This is a genomic window from Virgibacillus sp. AGTR (assembly GCF_016919725.2).
Lineage (GTDB): Bacteria > Bacillota > Bacilli > Bacillales > Amphibacillaceae > Virgibacillus > Virgibacillus salarius.
In genome coordinates this window covers 1-26,470 of the sequence record NZ_JAJERH010000015.1, presented here as the reverse complement: position 1 = coordinate 26,470, position 26,470 = coordinate 1, and the positions used below count along the sequence as shown (strand labels likewise).

22 protein-coding genes and 1 pseudogene are annotated in these 26,470 nt (G+C 38.1%); 18 read left to right on the top strand and 5 right to left on the bottom strand.

Annotated elements, in window-relative coordinates:
• The first annotated feature begins 10 nt into the window (after nt 1–10).
• Nucleotides 11–871, top strand: coding sequence for an ROK family protein (locus tag JUJ52_RS08145; RefSeq protein WP_228088853.1), 861 nt, complete (start codon nt 11–13; stop codon nt 869–871).
• On the opposite strand, the pseudogene JUJ52_RS08140 reads toward JUJ52_RS08145, so the two are convergent.
• Both JUJ52_RS08140 and JUJ52_RS08135 read right to left on the bottom strand, forming a co-directional pair.
• Nucleotides 848–1,141: pseudogene (locus JUJ52_RS08140) on the bottom strand (ROK family protein); the annotation flags it as partial. The gene JUJ52_RS08145 and the pseudogene JUJ52_RS08140 sit on opposite strands and share 24 nt — an antisense overlap.
• Nucleotides 1,142–1,156: 15 nt before the next feature.
• Nucleotides 1,157–1,306, bottom strand: coding sequence for a hypothetical protein (locus JUJ52_RS08135; protein ID WP_161629287.1), 150 nt, complete (start codon nt 1,304–1,306; stop codon nt 1,157–1,159).
• A 150-nt stretch (nt 1,307–1,456) separates the two neighbouring features.
• On the opposite strand from JUJ52_RS08135, the gene JUJ52_RS08130 reads away from it, so the two are divergent.
• The 12 genes from JUJ52_RS08130 to ilvA all read left to right on the top strand — a co-directional run bounded on the left by JUJ52_RS08130 (nt 1,457) and on the right by ilvA (nt 16,458).
• Entirely contained in the window at nt 1,457–1,768 is a 312-nt protein-coding gene (locus JUJ52_RS08130; RefSeq protein WP_051388436.1) for a hypothetical protein, read from the top strand.
• Between the two features lie 592 nt (nt 1,769–2,360).
• A complete protein-coding gene (locus tag JUJ52_RS08125) occupies nt 2,361–2,915 on the top strand; it encodes an AAA family ATPase (RefSeq protein WP_121605774.1) in 555 nt (184 codons plus the stop codon).
• Between the two features lie 264 nt (nt 2,916–3,179).
• The gene (locus JUJ52_RS08120) at nt 3,180–4,010 is read left to right on the top strand and encodes an aldo/keto reductase (protein WP_121605773.1); all 831 of its coding nucleotides are present in this window, start codon (nt 3,180–3,182) and stop codon (nt 4,008–4,010) included.
• Nucleotides 4,011–4,475: 465 nt separating this feature from the next.
• Nucleotides 4,476–6,161 carry a dihydroxy-acid dehydratase gene (gene ilvD / locus JUJ52_RS08115; protein WP_121605772.1) on the top strand — a complete coding sequence of 562 codons (1,686 nt, stop codon included), beginning with the start codon at nt 4,476–4,478 and terminating at the stop codon, nt 6,159–6,161.
• A 1,280-nt stretch (nt 6,162–7,441) separates the two neighbouring features.
• Nucleotides 7,442–9,163, top strand: a complete 1,722-nt coding sequence (gene ilvB / locus JUJ52_RS08110; RefSeq protein WP_121605771.1) for an acetolactate synthase large subunit — start codon at nt 7,442–7,444, stop codon at nt 9,161–9,163.
• A complete protein-coding gene (ilvN, locus tag JUJ52_RS08105) occupies nt 9,160–9,678 on the top strand; it encodes an acetolactate synthase small subunit (RefSeq protein WP_121605770.1) in 519 nt (172 codons plus the stop codon). The genes ilvB and ilvN overlap by 4 nt, the downstream gene beginning before the upstream one ends.
• Nucleotides 9,679–9,696: 18 nt before the next feature.
• Nucleotides 9,697–10,740, top strand: a complete 1,044-nt coding sequence (gene ilvC, locus JUJ52_RS08100; RefSeq protein ID WP_026679842.1) for a ketol-acid reductoisomerase — start codon at nt 9,697–9,699, stop codon at nt 10,738–10,740.
• The gene (locus tag JUJ52_RS08095) at nt 10,727–12,271 is read left to right on the top strand and encodes a 2-isopropylmalate synthase (RefSeq protein WP_026679843.1); all 1,545 of its coding nucleotides are present in this window, start codon (nt 10,727–10,729) and stop codon (nt 12,269–12,271) included. The genes ilvC and JUJ52_RS08095 overlap by 14 nt, the downstream gene beginning before the upstream one ends.
• Nucleotides 12,272–12,298: 27 nt before the next feature.
• A complete protein-coding gene (leuB, locus tag JUJ52_RS08090; RefSeq protein ID WP_026679844.1) occupies nt 12,299–13,405 on the top strand; it encodes a 3-isopropylmalate dehydrogenase in 1,107 nt (368 codons plus the stop codon).
• A gap of 17 nt (nt 13,406–13,422) precedes the next feature.
• Nucleotides 13,423–14,829 (top strand): 3-isopropylmalate dehydratase large subunit, encoded by a 1,407-nt coding sequence (leuC, locus tag JUJ52_RS08085; protein WP_205389793.1) that lies wholly within the window; start codon nt 13,423–13,425, stop codon nt 14,827–14,829.
• A 12-nt stretch (nt 14,830–14,841) separates the two neighbouring features.
• Nucleotides 14,842–15,423 (top strand): 3-isopropylmalate dehydratase small subunit, encoded by a 582-nt coding sequence (gene leuD, locus JUJ52_RS08080; protein ID WP_026679846.1) that lies wholly within the window; start codon nt 14,842–14,844, stop codon nt 15,421–15,423.
• 75 nt (nt 15,424–15,498) lie between these two features.
• Nucleotides 15,499–16,458 carry a threonine ammonia-lyase gene (gene ilvA / locus JUJ52_RS08075; protein ID WP_121605766.1) on the top strand — a complete coding sequence of 320 codons (960 nt, stop codon included), beginning with the start codon at nt 15,499–15,501 and terminating at the stop codon, nt 16,456–16,458.
• Nucleotides 16,459–17,281: 823 nt separating this feature from the next.
• On the opposite strand, the gene JUJ52_RS08070 is transcribed toward ilvA, so the two are convergent.
• From JUJ52_RS08070 to JUJ52_RS08060, 3 genes are all read right to left on the bottom strand, one after another.
• Nucleotides 17,282–18,154, bottom strand: a complete 873-nt coding sequence (locus JUJ52_RS08070; protein ID WP_205388867.1) for a YitT family protein — start codon at nt 18,152–18,154, stop codon at nt 17,282–17,284.
• Between the two features lie 613 nt (nt 18,155–18,767).
• Nucleotides 18,768–19,226, bottom strand: coding sequence for an SRPBCC family protein (locus tag JUJ52_RS08065; RefSeq protein WP_228088851.1), 459 nt, complete (start codon nt 19,224–19,226; stop codon nt 18,768–18,770).
• Between the two features lie 137 nt (nt 19,227–19,363).
• Entirely contained in the window at nt 19,364–20,209 is an 846-nt protein-coding gene (locus JUJ52_RS08060) for an AraC family transcriptional regulator (protein ID WP_026679850.1), read from the bottom strand.
• 168 nt (nt 20,210–20,377) lie between these two features.
• Here JUJ52_RS08060 and JUJ52_RS08055 point away from each other — a divergent pair, with 168 nt between their 5' ends.
• The 5 genes from JUJ52_RS08055 to JUJ52_RS08035 all read left to right on the top strand — a co-directional run bounded on the left by JUJ52_RS08055 (nt 20,378) and on the right by JUJ52_RS08035 (nt 26,226).
• Nucleotides 20,378–21,727: a carbohydrate ABC transporter substrate-binding protein gene (locus JUJ52_RS08055; protein ID WP_026679851.1), complete on the top strand. Its 1,350-nt coding sequence runs from the start codon at nt 20,378–20,380 to the stop codon at nt 21,725–21,727.
• Between the two features lie 371 nt (nt 21,728–22,098).
• A complete protein-coding gene (locus tag JUJ52_RS08050) occupies nt 22,099–22,989 on the top strand; it encodes a carbohydrate ABC transporter permease (RefSeq protein ID WP_026679852.1) in 891 nt (296 codons plus the stop codon).
• Nucleotides 22,990–23,006: 17 nt separating this feature from the next.
• Nucleotides 23,007–23,888 (top strand): carbohydrate ABC transporter permease, encoded by an 882-nt coding sequence (locus JUJ52_RS08045; protein ID WP_026679853.1) that lies wholly within the window; start codon nt 23,007–23,009, stop codon nt 23,886–23,888.
• Between the two features lie 9 nt (nt 23,889–23,897).
• Nucleotides 23,898–26,069 (top strand): 1,3-beta-galactosyl-N-acetylhexosamine phosphorylase, encoded by a 2,172-nt coding sequence (gene gnpA, locus JUJ52_RS08040; protein ID WP_205389792.1) that lies wholly within the window; start codon nt 23,898–23,900, stop codon nt 26,067–26,069.
• Nucleotides 26,059–26,226 carry a DUF6903 family protein gene (locus JUJ52_RS08035; protein ID WP_162986489.1) on the top strand — a complete coding sequence of 56 codons (168 nt, stop codon included), beginning with the start codon at nt 26,059–26,061 and terminating at the stop codon, nt 26,224–26,226. The genes gnpA and JUJ52_RS08035 overlap by 11 nt, the downstream gene beginning before the upstream one ends.
• Nucleotides 26,227–26,470 lie beyond the last annotated feature (244 nt).

The window sequence follows — 26,470 nt, the reverse complement described above, 5'->3', positions numbered from 1 at the left end:
GAGAGAGGTTATGTTGGTTGGAGCGATTGAAGCAGGGGGGACAAAGTTTGTCTGTGCGGTAGGAAATGAATCTGGAAAAGTATTGGATAAAGTAACATTTCCTACAAGTGATCCGAAAGAAACGTTACAGCATGTTTATGACTTTTTTTCTTCCTACAACATTAGTTCTTTAGGTGTAGGTAGCTTTGGTCCAGTCGATTTAGATACAACAAGTTCTACCTATGGTACGATACTGAATACGCCTAAACTAAGGTGGAAGGAATTTCAGCTACTAGAGCATTTGACAAAGCACTTTTCGATTCCTGTCCATCTGGATACAGATGTAAATGCAGCTGCATTAGGTGAATATATGTATGGGGCTGGAAAGGACGTGAGCAGCTGTTTATATATTACTGTAGGGACAGGGATAGGTGCTGGTTTCGTAAATAATGGAAAAACGTATAAAGGGAAAAGCCATCCGGAAATGGGACATATTCTGGTACAAAAACATGTAGACGATGACTTTCAGGGAGTTTGTCCTTCTCATGGTGCCTGTTTAGAAGGATTGGCGTCGGGACCAGCAATTGAAAAAAGGTATGGTCAAAAAGGTCATTTGCTTTCAAATCGTATAGATGTCTGGGAAATAGAGGCCAGTTATCTGGCTCAAGCAATTATGAATTATTCTTTAATACTTTCCCCACAACGAGTGATTATTGGTGGAGGAGTTATGAAGCAGGAACGTTTATATCAACTAATTCGTAAAGCTTTTATCAGTCTTATGAATAATTACATAGACGTTGGTGATATCGAACAATTTATAGCTTCACCTAAATTAAAAGATGAACAAGGGGTTAAAGGTGCAATTGCATTAGCAATTGAAAAAGGGAGATAATAACCTTAAACGCTTATCGTTATGACGAACAAGAAGGTAAGAAGTTTTAACGTAATTAAGCAGGTAGTCACCTTGCTGTGATAAACCGCCCCCTATAAGTAAACATTTAGGATCAAATAGTAAAATTATTTGTGCCAGACCCGCAGCTATTTGCTTTGTCCAATCATTGATCATAGAAATACATGCTTGCTCTCCAGATTTTGCACGTTGAAAAATATTCTCTGGTGTAGTTGCTTCTCCAAATACTTGTTTAATCATTGAACGAAGCGCAGAAGTAGCCGCCCTCTATTCAAAATTGGTTTTCGTGACCGAATCATATAATAAATAGCCAACTGAATTGGCTTGTTGATAATATCCGTCCATTAGTTCGTGATGGTAATAAGCTCCACCGATTCCTGTACCAATTGTAATACAATAAATATGATTTTTATTCATAGGAGAGCCCTTCCAACGTTCTCCTAATAAATTTTTATTTCTCCGTATGTCTGTTGAGATGTACGTTGGGTTTTAATTGGGTATAAATTTCCCGTATATGTCCATCTTAAAAAGAAAGGAAAATTATTCTAACAAAAGTGGTGAAATGTTATGAGGAACAGGGCTATAGGCATTTGTTTTATAATGTTTCTAATGCTGTTTGTACAATTGACAGAGGTAAACGCTGCACCTGATGTAATTGACAAACATACAGAACATAACTGGCAAGAATATCATACGGAAACGTCATTCATAAAAACAGGTACACATGAATATAAGTATTGGAAAAATTTTATGCGCCACAAACGGACATGTGAGATATATCAGAAGTTGAAAACCATTGTATATTATTGTGATGTGCATGATCATGCTAAATCTGAAACAATTCATGAGGGAACAGTTCACAGTGAAAAACACGATTAAACAGTGACGGAGGCGGAGACAAAACACAGCTACTTTACAAAATACGAATAATCTTTTTTATCAATAGGAGTATTATCGGAATCACGTGAGCTTGCCAGCTGATGATTACTTATCATAGGACGATTCGTGAAGTTCTTCGTTTCTGGGCGTTGGATCTGGACGCAGCTCAACACGCACCTATTTATCCACAGACTCAAATTTTATAATTCCCTAGGCTTTAAAAACGAACGATAATTAATTTTAAGTAATTATCGTTCGTTTTTCTGCTGTTTCTACATTGTTTTGTCTAAGCCTCTTTAATATTATTTATCCCGCATATAACTGGCAGTAAGATCCCACTTCAAGCAATAAAGAGAACTTATTATTGGGGAGTGGGGATCAACTGCCAGTAAATATCCGATTGGTTCTAGGGCCTTTAGGTTATACCTTTGTGGTACTACCAATTCGTGGGATAAACAAACTCCCCACGGATTGAAGTTTCACTTTATGAAAATGTTATATTTATTAGTAGGGAAAGGACAAACACTATCTATTTTCATGATTTACCTCTCTCTCTCGTACTGGGAAATAAGTTGTTGGAAGGGTTATTAAAATGATACTAATGATAAATGGAGCATTTGGAGTTGGAAAAACGTGTGTAGCAAATGAACTAATTAAGATAATGGACAATAGTATGATTTTTGATCCCGAAGAAGTCGGGTTTATGCTGCGGAATATTCTTCCGCAAAACATCAAGCAAGTTGAATCTACAACGGGGGATTTTCAAGAATTTCATTTGTGGAAGGTGTTAACAGTTGAAACTGCTAAGCTACTCGTTGCTACTTATCAGAAAACGCTTGTTGTACCAATGACAATAAGAGAGCCTGAATATTTTCGATATATCTTTAACGGATTTAAAATGATTGACGAGCAGACTATACATTTTTGTTTAACAGCTAAAGAAGAAACAATTTTTAATCGGTTAAGAAAAAGAGGAGAGGCTGAAGGTAACTGGTGTTTTCGGCAAACGAAAAAGTGTATAGAGTCTTTTCAGGAGAATGATTTTTCAATTTATATAGATACAGAGCATACTGCAATAGATAAGGTTGCACAAGTAATAAAAAAACAGATAGATCATTCGACTTTATTAGATGAAAATGGATTGTAATGATAAATGTAATTCCGTTTTTTACCAATTATTTATCCCGTATATAACTGGCAGTTAGCCCCCACTTCAAGCAATGAAGAGAACTTATTTTTGGGGAGTGGGTATCAACTGCCAGTAAATGTCCGATTGGTTCTAGGGCCTTTAGGTTATACCTTTGTGATACTTACCAAATTCGTGGGATAAACAAACTCCCCACGGATTGAAGTTTCACTTTATCCCATTGTATACGGTATGATAGATGAGTAAAAGGATGGGGGAATAATGATGATAAAGCACTTACAAGATACAGTAACGTTAAATAATGGTGTGGAAATGCCTGGGTTTGGATTAGGTGTATATAAAGTGCAAGATGGACGAACGGTTAAAGAAGCTGTTAAGATTGCAATAAAACATGGTTATAGAAGTATAGACACAGCTTCGTTTTATGACAATGAGACTGGTGTTGGTGAAGCAATTAGAGAATCTGGAGTAGCTCGTAAAGAACTATTTATTACGACAAAGGTTTGGAATGACCAACAAGGTTATGAGCGCACAATGCAGGCTTTTGAAGATAGTATGGAAAAATTAGGATTGGAATACCTTGATCTGTATCTCATTCATTGGCCAGTGAAAGGATTATATAAAGAAACATGGAGGGCAATGGAAAAGCTCTACAAAGATGGTAGGGTTCGTGCAATTGGTGTAAGTAATTTTCATCAGCATCATTTGGAAGATTTGATGAGAGGAAGTACCGTAAAGCCAGTAATTGATCAGGTGGAATATCATCCACACTTGACACAACAAGAATTACATCATTACTGTAAGAGCAAGAGTATTCAACTTGAAGCATGGTCACCATTAAAAAGAGGTGGACTAATAGAGGATGCGACATTGACAGAAATTGGTGAAAAATATGGAAAGAGTACGGCTCAGATTATTTTACGGTGGGATCTTCAAAACGATGTTATAACTATCCCTAAATCTACAAAAGAAGAGCGAATTATTGAGAATGCGGCAATATTCGATTTTTCGTTAACGGAAGGTGAAATGAAGCAAATAAGTAGTTTAAATAAAAACGAACGAAGCGGCTCTAATCCTGATAGCTATGATGCATAATAATAGGAACAACCTCTTGATTCATCGTTTCAAGAGGTTTTTTAATTATTCCTAGATAGATTAAAGCTATCTCAATCCGATCTTGTTAGATCAATTAAAGAAATAGTCCGTTCCAACGCGCAGTACCATTTATTATAATATCCAGAAAAGTCCTCCAACCACTATAAATAAAAGGAGCTTCATACATAAAAGATTTGCAACCAACTTAATCAACCATAAGCAATAGAATCTTATCTCCCCTATCTAGAATATGTCTGATCGAAAATAAATCCCCATGTACGCAAAAAGAAAAAAGAATCTGTTACTGATGTGCATCCGTCTGTTGTGATAATCACTCGCATACAGGTTTTTCGGATTTTCACAAAACGACTTGAATGACGACATTGAATCATCATAATTAAAAAAATTCATTGAACTATTTGATAATTAGTCATATAATAATTCGAAAGAAAGGTGGGGAATCCATTGGAAAAAGATTTACGCATTAAAAGCCACGTGTTTAGTGAGGGAGCAATGAAGGCTCCAAATCGTGCTATGCTAAGGGCTGTGGGATTATCAGATGAAGATTTTCAAAAGCCAATGATCGGTGTAGCCAGTACATGGAGTGAGGTCACCCCGTGTAACATACATATAGATGATCTGGCTGTACAGGCCAAGAAAGGAGCACGTGAAGCAGGCGGTGTTCCTTTAATTTTTAATACAATTACGGTTTCAGATGGAATCTCCATGGGGACACAAGGGATGAGATATTCATTGCCAAGTCGTGATTTGATTGGTGATTCAATAGAAACAGTAGTTGGCGCAGAGAATTTAGATGGATTGGTTGCTATTGGAGCTTGTGATAAGAACATTCCGGGTTGTATGATTGCCATAGCAAATGCAGGAGTACCAGCAGTTTTTGTGTATGGTGGAACCATTGCTCCCGGTTCTGTGAATGGTAAAGATATTGATATCGTTTCAGTATTTGAAGGTGTTGGCAGGCATAACAATGGTGATATTGATGATACGGAATTGCGTTCCATTGAATGTCATGCCTGCCCAGGAGCTGGTGCGTGTGGAGGGATGTATACAGCAAATACAATGGCTTCAGCAATGGAAGCTATTGGTATGAGCTTGCCCGGTAGTTCGTCTAATCCTGCCGAATCCGCCGAAAAAGCAAAAGACTGCAAAGAAGCTGGTAAAGCTGTCTATCATTTGCTTGAAAAAGAAATATTTCCAAAGGATATTATGACGAAAAAAGCATTTGAAAATGCTATAACGGTTGTGATGGCTTTGGGAGGTTCTACAAATGCGATATTACATCTATTAGCTATTGCACATGCTATCGAAGTAGATTTAACAATTGATGATTTTAATCGTATTCAAGAAAAAACTCCTCATTTGGCAGATCTAAAGCCTAGTGGTAAATATGTTATGCAGGATCTTCATCGGGTAGGAGGTGTACAGGCTGTGATGAAGCTACTTTATGAAGCTGGTTATCTCCATGGAGACTGCTTAACAGTAACTGGAAAAACGATTGCTGAGAATTTAGCTGACACACCTTCATTAACAGAAGGGCAGGATGTTATTATGTCTATTAATAAGCCAAAACGTGAAGATGGTCCATTAATTGTATTAAAAGGTAATCTAGCTCCACGCGGTGGTGTTGCGAAGGTATCTGGTGTGAAAGTAAAGCGGCATAGTGGTCCTGCAAGAGTATTTAATACTGAAAAAGAAGCAACAGCAGCGGTAATGAGTAATCAAATTAATGAAGGGGATGTACTTGTTATTCGTTACGTTGGTCCAAAGGGTGGCCCAGGCATGCCAGAAATGCTATCAATCTCTGCAATTTTAGTAGGAAAAGGTTTGGGCGAAAAGGTAGCTTTACTAACAGATGGGAGATTTTCTGGAGGAACACATGGGCTAGTGGTAGGACATATCGCACCAGAAGCGCAAGATGGGGGGCCAATTGCCTTCTTAGCAGAGGGCGATATGGTAACAATAGATTCTGAGAAAAAGGAGATTTCATTTAAGGTTACAGAGAGCGAATTGGAGGCAAGAAAGAAAGAGTGGTTAGCACCCCCATTGTATAAAAAGGGTGTGTTAGGTAAATATGCACATAATGTCTCTTGCTCCTCGCTTGGTGCCGTAACGGACTATTTAACGGAGTAGCAAGACATGAAGCATAAAGTGGATAGGACTTAGCGTAAACACTTGCCTGTATAGACAAACAATAGATTTTTTGAAATCTAACAAAGTTTACAGCAGAAAGAGGCTTCGACAAACGTAATTAAGAGGCAAAAAGCGAACAATGATAGGAACAATTATTGTTCGTTCCCCCCTCTTCATTTTAACTAAAAATTCTGTCATAACCCAACGTATCGAATGCTCTTTAGTTTTCTACAAGCTTTTTGATCTATCACCTGAATACGATATTACACACTTTCCTCGAGACTTCCTCATGGAAAAAACTTCTACAAATATGAATCATTCGATGTTCTGTAAAAATGTGAATAACCTATCAATATATTAGTTAATATAGATTTGGAAAAAAAGCAATTTAAGGCAAATTAATACATTCTGATATATTAATTTAGATTTATGAAAATAAAAAGTTAATTTTTAGGCGTATTATGCAATATATTAGAATGTAATCATTTTGTAACATTTCAGAGAAAACAGAAGTGAAAGGTTTGTAAGCGTATACAAGAAAATTCACTAATCAAAAATATCAAAAAACTTTAAAATATCTGTTGACTCTTTGTTTAAAACGGTATATTATTAACGGCAATATTAACTTATAAAAATTTCAAACCTAACAAACACGATAAATAAAGGGGCAGCCAAAAATAAAATATTGTTAACACTATGACGGGAAAAAAGGAATATAACCTGTGTATTCACAGAGATCCAGGGTTGCTGCGAGCCTGGAAGTACACTATATTCTGACATCATCTCTGAGTGCCGGACTGAACGGGGTTACTTAATAGGCCGGCCAGGTGCAATATCTGTACCTGTTATCTAAGGGGTCCAATATATTGGTCCCCATGAGTTGGTATTCGCAAGAGTACTAAGAATCTGGGTGGTACCGTGAAAAGAAGACGCTTTTCTCCCCATATAATCTGTAAACATGTATGCAGTTATGGGGATTCAAGGCGTCTTTTTTTTATCCCGCATATAACTGGCAATAAGCCCCCCAATTCAAGCAACAAAGTGAAGACAATATGGATAAGAGGGGGAATAACTGCCAGTAAATATCCGATTGGTTCAAGGGCCTTCAGGTCATACCCTTGTGTACTAACAATCAGTGGATGATAAACAAACCCCCTACTGATTGAAGTTTCACTTTATTAGATTTGTTTAAGTAGGTTAAAAGGCAATAAGAATACCTTGGCCAGTATGGATGGGCAGGATTTCTTTATAAATTAGTTATTAAAAGGAGGCATGCAGCAGTGAAAGTTCAGGCAAAGCATGATGTGGGAAGTACAAAAAAAACATTAACGGGTGCTGATGTGTTAATTCATGCATTAGTCGATGCTGGAGTAGATACGATTTTTGGTTATCCTGGTGGAGCTGTGTTACCTATCTACGATGCTATCTATCGGAGCGAAGCAAGTTTCGAACATGTACTTTCCCGGCATGAGCAAGGATCGATTCATGCAGCCGAAGGGTATGCACGAGTTACGGGTAAGCCAGGGGTAGTAATAGCTACATCGGGACCAGGCGCAACGAATTTAATAACTGGAATTACGGATGCAATGATGGATTCTTTGCCAATTGTTATTTTCACTGGTCAAGTGGCAAGTAATGTTATTGGTACAGATGCATTTCAAGAAGCAGACGTAATGGGAATTACAACTCCTATTACGAAGTACAACTATCAAGTTAAAGAACTATCAGAGCTGCCAAAGGTTGTGAAGGAAGCATTTCATATAGCATCTACAGGTAGGCCTGGCCCTGTTGTTGTCGACATACCAAAAGATGTTTCGGCAGAGCTTTCATCGGCTGTACATGAGGCAACATTTGAACTACCAGGTTACCAACCAAATAAAACGCCAAATCCATTGCAGATTATTAAACTTGCCGATGCATTGAGTCGTGCTAAGCGGCCACTTGTTTTAGCCGGTGCTGGTATCCTCTTTGCTGAAGCTACAGAGGAATTAAAGGAATTAGCGGAAAGGTATCAGCTTCCAGTTATTAATACGTTACTTGGGCTAGGAGGGTTTCCAGGTTCACATGAACTGTTCTTAGGAATGGGTGGGATGCATGGGACCTATGCAGCAAATATGGGAATGTACGAATGTGACTTATTAATAAATATTGGTGCTCGGTTCGATGACCGCTTAACAGGAAACTTAGAGCACTTTGCTCCAAAAGCTAGAATAGCTCATATTGATATCGATCCAGCCGAAATTGGGAAGAATGTGCAGACAGAAATACCGGTGGTAGCTGATGCAAAAGAAGCGTTGCAGGCATTGTTGCTTCGTTCAATTACTTTTCCTGATCATCAAGATTGGAAAGTAAAACTAACACGTTATAAACAGGACTATCCGCTTTGGTATGAGCGGTCGGATAAAGAAATATCACCACAATGGCTGCTAGAAACGGTTCATCGTTTAACTCAAGGAGAAGCCATCGTAACCACAGATGTAGGGCAGCATCAAATGTGGGCGGCTCAATATTATTCGTTTGAAAAACCGAACCGTTGGGTAACATCTGGAGGACTTGGCACGATGGGATTCGGGTTCCCTGCCGCGATTGGTGCACAGCTGGGGGAACCAAATCAATTAGTGGTTTCTATTGTAGGTGATGGTGGCTTTCAAATGACTGCTCAGGAATTAGCAGTTGTAAAAGAGCGGAAATTACCAATCAAAATAATAATTGTAAATAATCAAGCACTAGGAATGGTAAGACAATGGCAAGAAAGCTTTTATGAGGAAAGGTATTCTGAATCATTGTTTATGGAGAATCCCGATTTTATAAAGCTTGCTGAGAGTTATGGAATTCATGGGATGAGTGTTGATAAAGAAACAGAAGTCATAGACGTATTAAAAAAGGCTTTCTCTTTTAATGGCCCAGTACTAGTAGATTGTCGAGTAGTGCAGCAGGAGTGTGTATATCCTATGATCGCACCAGGAAAAGGAATTCATGAAATGATTGGGGTGAGCAAATGAGGCGTATTATCATTGCAACAGTACAAAATCGAGGTGGCGTACTGAATCGAATAACAGGTATGCTTCATAAGCGACAATTCAATATCGAAAGTATTTCTGTAGGCAGCTCAGAAACAGAAGGAATTTCAAAAATGACCTTTGTTGTTGACGTAAAAGACCATCAAAAGCTTGAACAGCTAACGAAACAATTGAATAAACAAATCGATGTATTAAAAGTTTCCGATATAACGGAGAGGGCCATCGTTGCTAGAGAATTAGCCCTGATAAAGGTTGGTGGAAGTGGTCAACTCCGCGCGGAGATCCAAGGTATTATTACACCATTCCGTGCTTCCGTCATTGACGTAAGTAAAGATAGTCTAACAATTCAAGTTACCGGAAGACCGGATAAGGTAGAAGCATTAATCGCACTGCTTCGACCATATGGAATTAAGGAACTAACAAAAACTGGTGTAACTGCCTTCTTAAGAGGGCAACAGCCCTCGCAAGTTGCTGAAATAAATTCATTTACTATTTAATTTGAGGAGGAAATGAAAATGTCAAAAGTGCTTTATGAAAAAGATGTAAAAACAGAGGTTTTGAAGGAGAAAAAAATTGCCATAATTGGGTATGGGTCACAAGGTCATGCTCACGCTCTTAATCTACGAGAGAGTGGATATGAAGTAGTCGTTGGCTTGCGTCCTGGGAACTCACAGGTTAAGGCTGAAAAAGATGGGTTTACTGTACTTTCTGTTGCAGAAGCTGTTAAACAATCTGATGTTGTCATGATTTTACTTCCTGATGAGTTGCAAACCGCTGTATATAAAGAAAGCATAGAAGAAAACTTAGAGGCTGGTAATGCAATAGCATTCGCGCATGGTTTTAATATTCATTTTAATCAAATCGTTCCTCCGTCTAATGTGGATGTATTTCTAGTAGCACCAAAGGGTCCAGGGCATTTGGTACGTCGTACGTATGAGGAAGGAGCAGGAGTACCTGCATTATACGGTGTTTTTCAAGATGTATCAGGGGAAGCCACTGAATTAGCACTTGCTTATGCACAGGGGATTGGAGCAGCGAGAGCAGGGATTTTGGAAACATCGTTCCAAGAAGAAACAGAAACAGATCTTTTCGGTGAGCAGGCTGTGTTATGTGGTGGACTGACAAGTCTTGTAAAAGCAGGGTTTGAAACATTAACGGAAGCTGGTTATCAGCCAGAAGTAGCTTATTTTGAATGCTTACATGAAATGAAGCTTATCGTTGATCTTCTTTATGAAGGTGGATTAGAAAATATGCGTTATTCTATTTCAGATACTGCACAATGGGGTGACTTCGTTTCTGGACCAAGAATTATTAATGATGAGACAAAGCAACGTATGAAAGAAATTTTATCAGAAGTACAATCTGGAGCGTTTGCCAAAGGCTGGATCTCGGAGAATCAAGCAAATCGTCCACAATTTACAGCAATAAACGCTAAAGAAAATCAGCATCCAATAGAAAAAGTAGGGAAGGAGTTACGAGAGTTAATGCCTTTTGTTAAACAGCCATTGCAAACCGACCAAAAGAAACAAAAGGATGTGAAGGTTCATGTCACAAATTAAAATTTTCGATACGACATTGAGAGATGGAGAACAATCACCGGGTGTCAATCTAAATCAACTTGAAAAGCTGGAAATTGCAAAGCAGTTAGAACGATTTGGTGTAGATCGAATGGAGGCTGGTTTTCCCGCCTCTTCCAAAGGAGATTTTCAAGCTGTTAAGGCAATTGCCGATACCATCAAGCATACGTCCGTAACAGGCTTAGCTAGAACTGTGCAGTCGGATATTGATATCGCTTGGGAGGCATTAAAAGGTGCGGATGAACCATGTCTGCATATCTTTCTTGCTACTTCACCAATTCATATGACATACAAATTAAAGAAAACGCCAGATGATGTAATTGAAACAGCGGTAAATATGGTCTCCTATGCAAGGAAGAAGTTTCCACAAGTAGAATGGTCAGCTGAGGATGCATCCCGATCAGATTGGAGCTTTTTGGCTCAGATAATCGAAAGGGTGATTGATGCGGGAGCAACCGTAATTAACTTACCAGATACAGTTGGTTATACGACACCGAAAGAATATGGCAGCATGTTTCAATTTATCCGTTCTTCTGTGCCTAATATCGATCGAGTAACATTATCCTGTCACTGTCATAATGACCTCGGTATGGCAGTTGCTAACTCAATTGCTGCTGTCGAAAATGGTGCAACACAGGTGGAAGGCACGATTAATGGGATCGGTGAGCGAGCAGGAAATGCATCTCTGGAAGAAATTGCTGTAGCATTGAAGATTCGCTCAGACTATTATCCGTATGCTACGAATCTAAATTTACAAGAGATTAAGCGTACTAGTGATATGGTTGCTAAGCTAACGGGAATGTATATTCAAGCGAATAAAGCGGTTGTAGGAAGGAATGCGTTCGCACATGAATCAGGTATTCATCAAGATGGTGTTTTAAAACACGCATCCACCTATGAAATTATTACACCTGAGCTCGTAGGTGTTAATGCTAACACGCTATTTTTAGGGAAACATTCTGGTCGCCATGCTTTTAAGGATAAAATCAAAGAGCTTGGAATAAATGTATCTGAAGAAAATATTAAAAAGGCGTTTGATTTATTTAAACAGCTTACTGATCACAAAAAAGAAGTCACGGATGATGATATTTTTACCATTGTCACAGAAGTGCAAACAGACACAGCATCAGTCGATAAATACCAGCTAAAATTATTTCAATTACAATATGGCTCCAATAATATCCCAACAGCTGCTGTTGAGTTAATAACCCCTACAGGCAAAACGGTTAAAACAGCATGTACTGGTCAGGGGAGTGTGGAAGCTTTATATAAAACATTAGACACGTTAACAGAAGAAAATACGAGATTAATTGATTATCAGCTAAATTCTGTAGGTGGAGGAAAGGATGCATTAGCAGAATCACGGGTACAGTTACTTGTGAATGGAGAAACGGTTAACGGCAGAGGTTCTGCACAGGATGTAATGGAAGCATCGGTGCAAGCATACTTGAATGCGGTCAATCGATTTATCATCCAGCATCAAAATTCCAATAAAGCAGAGGTAGTAAAATAAATTTTTAAACAGGAAGGAGGCGTAATGATGAAGAGACATATTGTTATGTTACCTGGTGATGGAATTGGTAAAGAAATAATGGGATCTGCAAAAATCGTCTTGCAAACCATTGCAACAGAGTTCGGTCATCAGTTTACTTTTGCAGAGCATGCCATTGGCGGTAGTGCAATTGACCAATTTCAGACACCATTACCAGACACAACGGTAAAAGCTTGTGAGGAAGCGGATGCCATTTTATTAGGAGCTGTTGGTGGTGAAAAGTGGGATTCATTACCTGGAGATCAACGACCTGAAAAAGGACTATTAGGAATACGTAAAGCACTAGGCTTATTTGCCAATCTAAGACCTATAAAGGGGTTTTTACCATTACTTCATGCTTCTCCATTAAAGGAGGAGGTAATAAAGGGTAGTGATATTCTAATCATTCGAGAATTAACGGGTGGACTTTATTTTGGTGAGCCAAAGGGACGAATCGAAAAAGGGAATGCTGTGGTAGATACGTTATATTATCACCGAACTGAGATGGAACGGATTATTGATAAAGCTTTTCAAAGTGCACAGCATAGGAACAAAAAATTGACATCTGTCGATAAAGCCAATGTTCTAGAGTCAAGTCGATTTTGGCGAGAAATCGTTGAAGCAAAACGTAAAGAATATCCAGATGTCGCGGTTGAGCATTTATTAGTTGATGCAGCAGCAATGAAATTAATCACCCAACCGAATCAATTTGATGTGATAGTCACAGAAAACCTATTTGGTGATATTCTTAGTGACGAAGCTTCTGTGCTAACTGGTTCTTTAGGGATGCTACCATCAGCGAGTATTCGTACGGATGGTATTGGACTTTATGAGCCAGTTCATGGATCAGCGCCAGACATTGCTGGTAAAGGAATTGCCAACCCATTAGGAATGATTTTATCTGCGGCCCTTATGCTACGCCATTCGTTTGACATGCACGAAGAGCCAGATGAAATTGAAAGAGCTGTACAGACTAGTCTAGATCAAGGGTATTATACAGCTGATTTGGCCATTGAGGATGGGATAGTAGTTAGCACAAAGGAAATGACTGATATCGTGATTGGAAACCTGTCTACGAATAGTGTTTCTAATTGTATTTGTAATTCCTATGCCTGAGATGGAGGTGTAAAATGATGGGCCGGTCAAAAACAATTATTGAAAAAATTTGGGAAAAACATGTGGTTTATCAAGAGCAAGAAAAACCAGATCTTCTTTATATCGACTTGCATTTAATTCATGAAGTGACTTCTCCACAGGCTTTTGAAGGTCTGCGGATAAACAAACGAAAGGTACGAAGACCTGACTTGACTTTTGCAACGATGGATCATAATGTACCGACGAGAAATCGAGATGTAATAAAAGATGAGATATCCCGTAAACAGATGGAAACATTAAAGGAAAATTGTCAGGAAAATAATATTCCATTAGCAGATATGTTTCATCCAGATCAAGGTATAGTCCATGTTATTGGACCTGAACTAGGTCTAACGCAGCCTGGTAAAACCATTGTCTGTGGTGATAGTCATACTTCTACACACGGTGCTTTTGGGGCGTTAGCTTTTGGAATTGGAACAAGTGAAGTAGAGCATGTTTTAGCAACACAAACGATTTGGCAAGAACGTCCAAAAACGTTAAATGTGCATGTAGAAGGTGATCTTGGTGCAGGAGTAACAGCAAAGGATTTAATTCTTGCAATTATTGCGAAATTTGGTGTTCGTTTTGGTACTGGATACGTGATGGAGTATACAGGCGAAGCAATTCGTAACCTTTCTATGGAAGGAAGAATGACAGTATGTAATATGTCAATTGAAGCAGGTGCAAGGGCTGGCTTGATCAGTCCTGATGAAACTACAGTTGAATTTTTACGAGGAAGGGTTCATGTACGGAAGGATGAAGCCTTCACAACTATAGCTCAGGACTGGTTAGCTTTAGCAACAGATGATGGAGCGGTTTATGACAAGACAGTAACAATCCGCGGTGACGAAGTGGAGCCGCAGGTAACTTGGGGAACGAATCCAGGAATGTGTGTACCGGTTAGTGGAACAACTCCAAATTTGAATGACGTGGAATATAAGCAAGATGTTGAACGTGCCCTACATTACATGGGATTAAACGAAAATCAACCAATTTCCTCTATTCATATTGATCATGTATTTATCGGTTCTTGTACAAATTCGCGCTTAAGTGATTTGCGAAGGGCTGCGGAAATTGTTAAAGGAAAACATGTTCACGCTAATGTTAGAGCTATTGTTGTGCCAGGTTCATTTAGCATAAAGAGGCAGGCAGAACAGGAAGGATTAGATAAAATCTTTCAGGATGCTGGATTTGAATGGCGAGAAGCTGGATGTAGCATGTGCCTTGCGATGAATGATGATATCGTTCCTCCGGAGGGGAGATGTGCCTCTACATCAAATCGTAATTTTGAAGGAAGACAGGGAAATGGTGCACGTACACATCTTGTAAGTCCAGAAATGGCAGCGGCAGCAGCTATTGAAGGACATTTTGTAGACGTTCGCAATTATGCAGGTGTGGCGTTGTAAGGAGGGAAAAAGTTGAAAGCGATCAAAAACCATACAGGACTTGTGTATCCATTGAATCGAACAAATATTGATACTGATCAAATTATTCCAAAGCAGTTTTTAAAACGAATTGAGCGCACAGGATTCGGTCAGTTTTTATTCTATCATTGGCGATTTGATGACGAAGGAAATAAACGCCAAGACTTTAGTCTTAATAAGGAGCGTTATCAACATGCATCGATTTTAGTGGCAGGAGAAAATTTTGGTTGTGGATCTTCTAGAGAGCACGCTCCATGGGCATTGCTAGACTACGGTTTTCGAGTAATTATCGCTCCAAGCTTTGCAGATATATTTTATAATAATGCTTTAAAGAACGGAATTATCTTAATTAAGATAGAAGAAGAGCAGGTAAAGCAATGGCTTGAAGAAGCAGACATTGGGAATCTATCGTTATCAATAGATTTGGAAGATCAAAAAATATTTGAGGGAAATAAGGAATATCATTTCCAGATACCCGCATATCATAAGGAGAAACTATTAAATGGTTGGGATGATATCGCCTTAACGCTTCTGCATGAAGAAAAGATTGAAATCTATGAGAATAGCAATAATTGATCATACAACGAGCAAACATACAAGGAGAGTGAAGGAATTGGGAATTGCTTAACAGGTGAAAAGGTTCACACCGCCATGCAGCGACTGACTCCAATCGTGCATCGGACACCACTATTAACTTCGCAAACAACAAATAATTTCGTTGGTAAACATGTCTATTTCAAGATGGAGAATCAACAGAAAACGGGCGCCTTTAAGTTTAGAGGAGCTACGTTTAAGTTGATGCAACTGACAAAGGAACAATTAAAAAGAGGAGTTATTACTGCGTCAGCAGGGAATCACGCGCAAGGCGTTGCGTATGCAGCGGCTAAACTTGGAACGAAGGCTACCATTTACATGGCGGAGAAAACACCTCTAGCCAAAGTTAATGCAACACGCAACTATGGTGCTCAAGTGGTTCTAACGGGAGAAACCTTTCAGGAGGCATATGAAGCTTCATTAAAAAAACAAATGCAGACTGGGTCGGTTTATATTCATCCTTTTGATGATTATGATGTAATGGCAGGTCAAGGAACTATCGCCATGGAAATGCTCAGGCAAGAAGATCGAATGGATACCATTCTTGTACCAGTCGGCGGTGGAGGCTTAATAAGTGGAATAGCAATCGCTGCTAAGTATGTGAATCGCAATATCAAAATTATTGGGGTGCAAGCTAGCGGGGCAGCTGCCATATATGATAGTTTTCATTCAGATCGAATACAAAATTTAAAATCGGTGGATACCATTGCAGAGGGAATTGCTGTGAAAAAGCCTGGTAAACGAACCTTGCCACTTATTAAGAAGTATGTTGATGATCTTGTGACTGTTTCGGACGAAGAAATTGCTGCAGCAATTGTCTATATGCTTGAGCGTAACAAGACGTTAATGGAAGGAGCGGGAGCAGCAACATTAGCAGCATTGTTTGCCCATAATAATCAAATCAAATCACGACACTGTGGGCTAATTGTTAGTGGTGGGAATATGGATATTGGTGCAATGGCCAACATTCAGCAGCTGGCCAATCGTTTACACCATCCGGTATTAGTAAATTCTTAATTATAAATCGTTGGGTGAGGTAGATATATTCTGGGATTTTTTCCTTGTTCGAAAAAAATCCGCGGCAAAAGTACGAGCTGAAGATCCCGCAGGAAAGCGAAGCATTTTGACTAAGCGATGAATGAACTATCTATCTCTAAAACAAAAACCCAAACTTTATCTAAATGATTTCAGATAAGGTTTGGGTTTTTTATCTTAGTCTAGGAAATGATAAAATTTGCCCATGTGAATAAATAGACGCGTGTTGAGCCGCGTCGTCCAGCACAAGCACCCAGAAACGAGGCGACTTCATAAATCGCTCTAATCTAAGTCATCATCGGCTCGCAAGCTCACCATGATTCCTTTATGTTCGTTGACTCGCTCCAGTCACACGTTTCAAATCGGGCGCTTGCACTTTTGTTCCTAAAGATTCTTTTGTCCTAGCCTCAAGCTTTTTCAGGGTTATACGAAAAATTGATGTAGTGGTTAAGCTCAATAAGTAAGTGTTTCTTTTGCTGTAATTTCTTTTATCCCACCTATAAATGGCAGTAAGACCTCCATTTCAAGCAGTAAAGTGAAACGAATGTTGGTGGTAGGAGGATAGCTGCCAGTATATGTTCGATTGGTTCAAAGGCCTTTAGGTCATCCTCTTGTGGTATTAACCATCCGTGGAGATAATCAAAACCCTCAACCGATTGAAGTTTCACTTTATCGTTACATGTTACATTTTATACGATGTCTTTTTTGATAGTAACATGTAATCCCTGTAATTTAAATAGAAGCTGGCCATCGAGACGTTTTGACAACCTGAAGATTTATCATGATTCCTTTATTGAAGGTATCGTTAAAGCTTTTGACCATAATACTTATCCAAAGAAAAGCCTCTACCTAAAATCTCCGATGCATTAATAAAGATGACAAAGGAATCCGGTTCGTCTCTTTGTAAAATTTTCTTTAAATGAAAGGCTTCTTGTTGTTCAGCTACACAAAGTATCATTGTTTTATCGCTATGTGAATACCCTCCAACTGAACGAACCTTTGTCAACCCACGATCAATTTCGTCACGGATTAGTGACTGAATATGTTGCTCTTTTTCCGTAATAATTAATATTAGTTTGGTAGCTGAAGTTTGTAGCTGCACAATATCGATCGTTTTGCTTGTAATGTAAATACACATGAGCGCAAATAGGGTTAATTCTAGGTTAAATACAATAATGGATGAGATAACAACAAAACCGTCAACAATGAGTTGTGAATAACCGCTTGATAGGCCTGTGAATTTCTTTACAATTTGAGCAATTGCTGCTGTACCCCCAGTAGAACCATTACCTTTATAAACAATGCCTAGACCTATTCCGAGAATAATTCCTCCATAGATAGCTCCTAGAATTGGGTTTGTTATCGTATACGGAATATTAGCACTTGCCCATATCATAAACGGTACCCAAAATGTTCCTACTAATGTCTTCCAACTGAAATCTTTTCCAAGTGTTAGCCAGCCGATAATAAAGATAGGGATATTTATTAGAAGCTGCGTATAAGCTGGGCTTAAGGAATACATTTCAAAGAGAATTGTGCTAATCCCAGAAATACCACCTGCAGCTAACTTTGAGGGTAGCAAAAATAAATTATAGGATAGAGCAACAAGTGTAGCTCCAAAAATAATTTGCGCATAAGATAATACGGTTTTATTTATGTGTTTTGTAATTCCTGACATAACAAAAGATCCTTTCCTGATAGCCTAGTAACGGATTTATTCTATCATGAAGGATCTATACTGTCGAACTTTGACATAGAAAAAAGTCTGTTAAGTATTTATCCCACCTTTAATTGGCGGTAATACCAACCAATTCAAGCAATAAAGTGAAAGTACTATTGGTAAGTGGGAGATTAACTGCCAGTAAAGTCCAATTGGTTCAAAGGCCTTTAGGTCATCCCTTTGTAGTACTAACCATCCGTGGGGATAAACAAAACCCTCAAACTTATTGAAGCTTTCGCTTTATAGGAGTACTCTCACGTTGGAAATTTCTTTTACATATTTAACAAAGTTTTAATTATTTTTCACCCCTGGTAAAAGTGGATATACACGTTTAGAACAAACATGGCTTCTCACGGAGTTTCGCTATTGCTTTTCCAGCAGGGCGAGGAAGACCGCTCTGCTAGACATGGCACGAAGAAAATGCCTAGATCATTTTTGAGAAGGCTTCCTGCTTCTCTACTGTTCTTTAGCGATTCCCAGTCTTTGACGGAATTCGGGTATACTTTTCATCGCCCGTTCGTAAATCTAAACTCCTGCAAGCTCACGATAAAAAGCAGTGGAATAATAACTATTATTGCATAACCGCGGACCTTCTTGTCTGAATATGTTCGATGACATTATCTGTGAAATCAGCCGTTACTTTGGATAAAAATGGTCTTAAGCAAGAGTTAATCATCGAACCAGCAATGCCCTTAGCTGTTATAGAGAGTGAACCTGTCATTTTCGTTTGATTTTCTGCTAGTTTATGGGCTTGAAAATAGCCGCTTCCTTTGACATGGTTGTTCGTACTAGCTAAAGTGAATGCTATTTTATTCGGACTTTGCCATTCCGTGACGGATAATGATAATCGAACACTTTTTTCCATAAAGCCAATATCTCCTTTGCATATCCAAATCGATTGTTTAGCATTTACCATCGTATGTTGCTGATATCCTGGAACGAGACTAGCCCAATTATTGATATCGTTAACAAAGTCCCATATTTCTTCAATAGGAATATCTACCTTTCGTTCACAAATACTGCTTGGCAAAGCAACATTACCTCCCCATAAACCTAAAGTGATGATACACCCTTTCAAGTATATGCAATAACTCCTTAATTAGAATAAAAGCTTCCATTTTAGTGAATCCAAATATTCGTATTACAGATCACCTGATATTTTGCTTGCTATTTAACGACCAACGTTTCTTTCCTCTGTCTACGATAAGCGGATGGTGTTTGATTTGTAGCCCGTTTAAATGCTTGTGTGAAAAACGATTGAGAAGAGAAGCCGGTGAATTCAGCAATATTACCAATGTGATAGTCTGTTGTATCTAATAGTATTTTTGCTTCTCGTATTCGTACTTGATTTAGATATTCAATTGGTGATATTCCCATATCTTTTTTAAATGTATGTGCCAAATAATATTTATTGATATGCCCGATTTCTGCCAATGTATCAAGGGTGATTGGTTCTCTGTAATTCTGATTTATATAGTACATAATAAATGCGGCGGCTTTGTTGATATTTTTGGGTTCTGTTTTTTGAATTTCTAACATTTTGCCTCTTCGAAGCTTTACCATCAAGATTTCAATGATATTTTGGCAGATAACTTCATACTCTTCATTCCCTTGCTGCACTTCGTTAAGTAAACTATGCAGGTAGAAGAGAATATTCTCACGATCGCCCTGATAAGTATATAAGCCCATTTGCGAACTATTTTCTTTAACATGAGCAAAGGTTAGTCCTTCAATTCCTAGAGCAATATATTCAAGTGAGTCGTACAGATTGGATTTTTCGGTATGTTCAACATTTGGATTTATTATTACTAAATCATTTTCTTTAACTGGAATTTCATGATTGGAAAGCAGAAATGATCCTTTACCTTTAACGATATAAAATAATTCTGTAAAGTGATGGGTGTGCTTTGTACTATGCCAGCCTCGGTCGTATTCTGAATGTGTGATATAAAGTAATTTAAATGGCACATTTCTTGTAGCAAATTCCTTCACTTTATAAACTTCGTAGGACATTGCTCCACCCCTTACTATTATTTGAAATTTCTATCAATTATTAATTTTATAGGAGTAAAGCTTAAAAAGCAATATTTATAAAAAAGTCAACAAGATGTTGATTGTGTAAGCGTTTTAATATAGGTACGATAAAGATATATTATTATTAAATAAGGGGGTTTACGTATCGTGAAAAACAAGAAATCGATAATATTAATCTCTTTTCTATTTGTAGGACTTATCTTAGCGGCTTGCTCAGGAGGAGAGGATGTTAATTCAAAGGAATCAGAGGAGAGTGGAGGTGGCAAAGAAACAACCTTACATGTTGCTGCCTTAGAGTCAGCTTATGGAACTGAAATGTGGGACCAGATTGCTGAATCGTATGAGGCAGCTAATAAAAATATTAATATTGAATTAACAATTGAAAAGAATCTAGAGGAAGTAATTCGACCTAATATGCAGGCAGGTGAGTATCCAGACGTATTATTACTGGCTACCAATAGACCAGAGGCATTGACGGAAACATTAATTAAAGAAAATGGTCTAGAAAATATAAGCGATGTATTGAATATGAACATACCAACCGAAAAAGTGACAGTTAATAAAAAACTTTTAGATGGATTTACCGATACGCTTGCAACTAATCCATATGCTAATGGTGAGACCTATCTAGCTCCAATGTTCTATAGTCCAACTGGATTATTCTTTAATGCTGGACTATTTGAAGAAAAAGGCTGGAAAGTTCCTGAAACATGGGATGAAATGTGGGAGCTAGGTGAAAAAGCGAAAAAAGAAGGTATCTCTTTGTTTACGTATCCTACAACAGGGTATTTTGATACTTTAGTTGGCTCCATGCTTTATGCTGCAGGTGGTCCGGAGTTTTACAATGCTGCAATGACTTATGAGGACGGAATTTGGGAAACAGAAGAGGCATCTCAAGTATTACAAACGATAGAAAAATTAGCAGAGTATACGCATTCGGACACTGTTGCAAATGCAAATCCGAATGATTTCACAAAAAACCAGCAATTCATCCTAGATAACAAAGCATTATTTATGCCGAACGGTAATTGGGTTGTAGATGAAATGAAAGAAGCTCCACGTTCAAAAAATTTCCAATGGGGGATGACATCTATACCCGCATTTGAGAAAAGTGGTGATCGTTATGCATTCACATTCTTTGAACAAATTTGGATTCCAGCTGCAGCTAAACATAAGGATGAAGCGAAGGAATTTATAGCATATATGTATTCTGATGAAGCAGCATCTATCTTCCTTGATGCTGGTGCAGTACAACCAATTAATGGTATTACGAAAAAGCTAGAGGGACAGAAACAAACATTTTATAGCATTTATGAAGAGGAAGGAGCGCTTCCAGCAATGGGGACATTTGCTTCTACAGAACCTGTACCAGGAGCGAGCATGGGGGATACACTGTACGGAACAATTGACAGTGTAATGAGTGGTGAAACTTCTTTCGAAGAGTGGCAAGCCGAAATGGAAGAAGTAAGTGATAAGCTAAGACCGGCTATGAACTAATCCAAAGCTATATAGGGGGTTCTGATCGCTTATTAGTTGATGATAATAGAACGGTAAGCTTGTTTGATTTCTTACCGTTTTTATTAGATGAATCCATCATGAGAAATGGATGTAAGAAATAGTTTACCCCGCATGTAACTGGCAGTAAGATCCCACTTCAAGTAATAAAGCGAAACCAATATTGGTGAGGGGAGGATCAACTGCCAGTAAATGTCCGATTGGTTCAAGGGCCTTTAGGTTATACCCTTATGTTATTAACAATCAGTGAGGGATAGACAAAATCCCATTAATTGAAGTTTCCCTTTATTATTTTTTAGATGTTTAGCCTGAATGAATTTCACTTTTTTGGGACCAAAAAGAGGTGAACATTTTTGAGTAAAACGAAATCACGAAATATATTTATCGGAGTATGTGTAATACCAGCTCTCATTTTGATGGTTATTTTTATGTTTATACCAACATTTGAGGTTTTTCGGATGTCTTTGTACCGCTGGGGTGGATTTTCAAATACACAACAATTTGTCGGTTTGGATAATTTTAGACTTCTATGGAATGATATGAATTTCATTCGATCATTTCAGAATTCTATTCTCTTAATAGTTGTAGTAGCAATTCTTACATTTATTTTTGCAGTGTTTTTTGCAGCTATTCTAACAAAAGAGAAGGTCAGAGGAGGAAACTTTTTTCGAGTCATCTTTTATATTCCAAATATACTATCCATTGTAGTTATAGCTGGTATATTTTCAGCCATATATGATCCTTCCAATGGATTGTTAAATAGTGTTTTAGGAATGTTTCAATTAGATACATTTCAGCAAATGTGGCTAGGTGATCAGAAAATAGTTATCTATAGTCTTGCGGGTGCTCTAGTCTGGCAAGCCATTGGTTATTATATGGTTATGTATATGTCAAGTATGGCTAGTATACCAGCTAGCTTCTATGAGGCGGCGTCATTGGAGGGAGCAAGTAAATTAAAACAATTTACCAGCATTACATTACCATTGATATGGAATAATATTCGAACAACATTAACATTTTATATCATCAGCACGATTAATCTAAGCTTCTTGTTAGTTAAGGCATTGACAGGTGGAGGACCTGACGGATCAACAGAAGTATTCCTATCCTATATGTATGACCAAGCCTATGGTAATTCTACCTTTGGCTATGGAATGGCAATTGGTGTAGTAGTGTTTATTTTTTCTTTTACCTTAGCAGCGATTGTAAGTCACATCACGAAACGTGACGTCTTAGAGTATTAAGGGGGTGCTAATATCTCATGAAAGATTCAAAGGAACGGAGTACCGATGCTCTATATAAACTATTTATCTATGTAGCTTTAATTACCTTAGCGGTTTCAATTGTTATACCAGTTGCCTGGGTATTCCTTGCTGCTATTAAAGAAAACGTCGAGTTTTATGGAAGCCCATGGAGCTTACCACATGGTTTTCATTTTCAAAATTTTATAGAAGCATTTCAGGAAGCGCGAATGGGAGAATATCTGTTTAATTCAATAATGGTTACCGTATTAGCTTTATTCATTTTGCTAGTAATAGCCTTACCAGCGGCGTATGTCTTATCCAGGTTTAGTTTTAGAGGGAATAAATTATTAAACATGATTGTTAAAGCAGGGTTATTCATTAATGTCAGCTATATTACTGTGCCAATTTTCTTGATGCTCTTAGATTTGGATATGGGATTAAAGAGTTTAATAGATAATGGATTTTTATTAAACAATCGTGCTGTACTTGCACTCGTTTATGCCGCAACTGCGTTACCATTTACGATTTATCTTCTATCAAGCTATTTTCAGACATTGCCTTCTGATTTTGAAGAAGCCGCTAGTATTGATGGTGCAGGATATTATCGCACCATGTTTTCCATTATGTTGCCGATGGCAATGCCAAGTATTGTTATCGTCATTCTTTTTAATTTCTTGTTATTTTGGAATGAATATATTATGGCACTTACACTAATGCCAGGAGGGAATCAAACGCTGCCAGTTGGTTTGTTAAACTTAATGGCTGCTGAACGATCAGCTGTTAACTATGGTCCAATGTATGCGGGAATGGTAATTGTTATGTTACCGACATTAATTTTATATATTATCGTGCAAAAGCGCTTAACACAAGGAATGACTGTAGGAGGAGTGAAAGGGTAGGTGTCACAATTGAAAAAGTTAACCGGAAGAGTTACGCTACCGAGTCAACAGAATTTTTTGGAGGAAACAAAAGAATTAATGGATCGCTGGGGAGCAGATGCGCTTCGAGATAGTGATGGGACAAAATTAGATGAAGAAATCAAACAATTAGATGCGAAAATCTATACGACTTACTTTGTAGCACGTAGTCATAATGACTTTGCTAAACAGCATCCAGAGGAAATGCAACAGCTATATTTAATGTCACAATATAATACAGCAATAGACACTGAGCTGGAAGTGTCTTTCTTGACAGGATATTTTGAAGAGCAGATTCAACCAGATTATTTGCATGATCCTAAAAAGTGGTGGGAAGTAATCGATAGGACTACTGGTGAGGTTGTGCCAGCAAATCATTGGATAGTAAAAAAGGAGACAAATAGCTTACTTATATTTAAAGCCAAACCATGGCATGAATATACGGTTTCATTCTTAGCATTTATGAAATGGGATCCGACACAAATGTATAATCATATAACGAACGATTGGAGAGATAAGCCACATGAAATTCCATTCGATGTTCGGCAGCCTCATTCTAAACAATTTATGCGCAATTATTTAAAAAACTGGCTAGCAGAAAATCCAGCAACTGATGTTGTTCGCTTTACGACGTTTTTTTATCACTTTACCTTAGTATTTAACAATCTAGGTAAAGAAAAATTTGTTGACTGGTTCGGTTACGGTGCTAGTGTATCTGTAGCTGCTTTAGAAGCATTTGAAAAAGAAAAAGGATATCGTCTGCGACCAGAAGATATTGTCGATAAAGGCTATTATAATTCTACCTTTCGAATTCCCTCCAGAGCTTACTTAGATTATATGGATTTTATTCAACGATTTGTTGCTAAGGAAGTAAAAGAATTAGTTGAAATTGTACATGCAAGTGGTAAGGAGTCGATGATGTTTTTGGGAGATAATTGGATAGGGACAGAGCCTTACGGAGCCTATTTCAAAGAGACAGGTATGGATGCTGTAGTTGGAAGTGTTGGAGATGGGGCAACATTACGAATGATTTCTGATATCCCAGATGTGAAGTATACGGAAGGTCGTTTTCTACCTTACTTCTTTCCCGATACGTTTCATGATAAGAATAACCCAGTAATTGAAGCAAATAGCAATTGGCTGACAGCGAGAAGAGCTCTAATGCGTAAACCTTTGGACAGAATTGGCTATGGCGGATATCTAAGCTTGGCATATAAATTCCCCGATTTTGTAGCTTGTGTAGAAAAGATTACAGACGAATTTCGTGAAATTTACGATACTATAAATGGCGTGAAGCCTTATACTGGATTAAAGGTGGCAATTTTAAATGCATGGGGAAGGATTCGTACATGGCAGACCCATATGGTAGCACATGGAAAGTGGTATAAACAGGCCTATTCATATCAGGGGGTTTTAGAGGCTCTTAGTGGTTCAGCGGTAGACGTAGATTTTATTAGTTTTGACGATGTCATACAGCATGGTGTGCCTAAAGATGTTGATGTCCTTATTAATACCGGAGATGCTGGTACAGCATTCTCTGGTGGAGAACGATGGAAAGAAGAGGACTTACTTTCTGTTATAAGAGAATGGGTTTATCATGGAGGAGGATTTATCGGTATTGGAGAACCGACTGCTTATCATCGTGAAGGACGCTACTTTCAACTAGCAGATGTATTAGGTGTAGAAAAGGAATTAGGCTTTAGCTTATCGACAAATAAATATTTTACCGAAAAGAACGAATCACATTTTATTTCCCAGGATATACAGGCATTTGATTTCGGAGAAGGTATGAAAAATGTGTATGCCTTAAGGGAAGTTACGGATATTATTGAACATACGAATGAGGGGTTGCAACTCGCTAGTACAGCCTTCGGTAAAGGGCGTAGTGTGTACATTGCAGGTCTTCCCTATAGTCATGAGAATACAAGACTATTACTAAGGGCGATGTATTACGCAGCTCATAAGGAGATGGCTTTATACAAATGGCATACTTCCAATGTCCATTGTGAAATACATGTATACCCTGAAATTAAAAAGTTTGCCGTTGTCAATAACTCAAATGTACAGCAAGTTACAGATGTATATATAGAAAATGGTGAAAAATATCAAGTACGATTAGAAGCAAGTGAGATTAAATGGGAGGATTACACAAATGAAAGATAGAGTCTTTCGCATCTTAAAGGTAGTTTTCTTTCTCTTTTGTATGTATCTGATTCTTAATGGTCAGCGAACAGTAGGTCATTGGGAATTGTTTACGCAATTAATCGGGCTATCAGGTTTATTGTTGTTGCTTTGGAATTATAATCGTAAATTCACTTAAGCACGGCGCTAAAAAGCCAGCAAAACCTTTAGAATATATTTCCTCAAGGTATTGTTTATAATCTAGGAAATTATAAAATTTGCAGATGTGATAAATAAGCGCGTGTTGAGCTTTGTCCAGCTCTAGCACCCAGAAACGAGGCGACTTCACGAATTGTCCTAATCTAAGTCATTATCGGCTCACAAGCCCACCATGATTCCTTTATCTCCGTTGATTCACTTCAGTCGCTACGTCTCTAATTGGG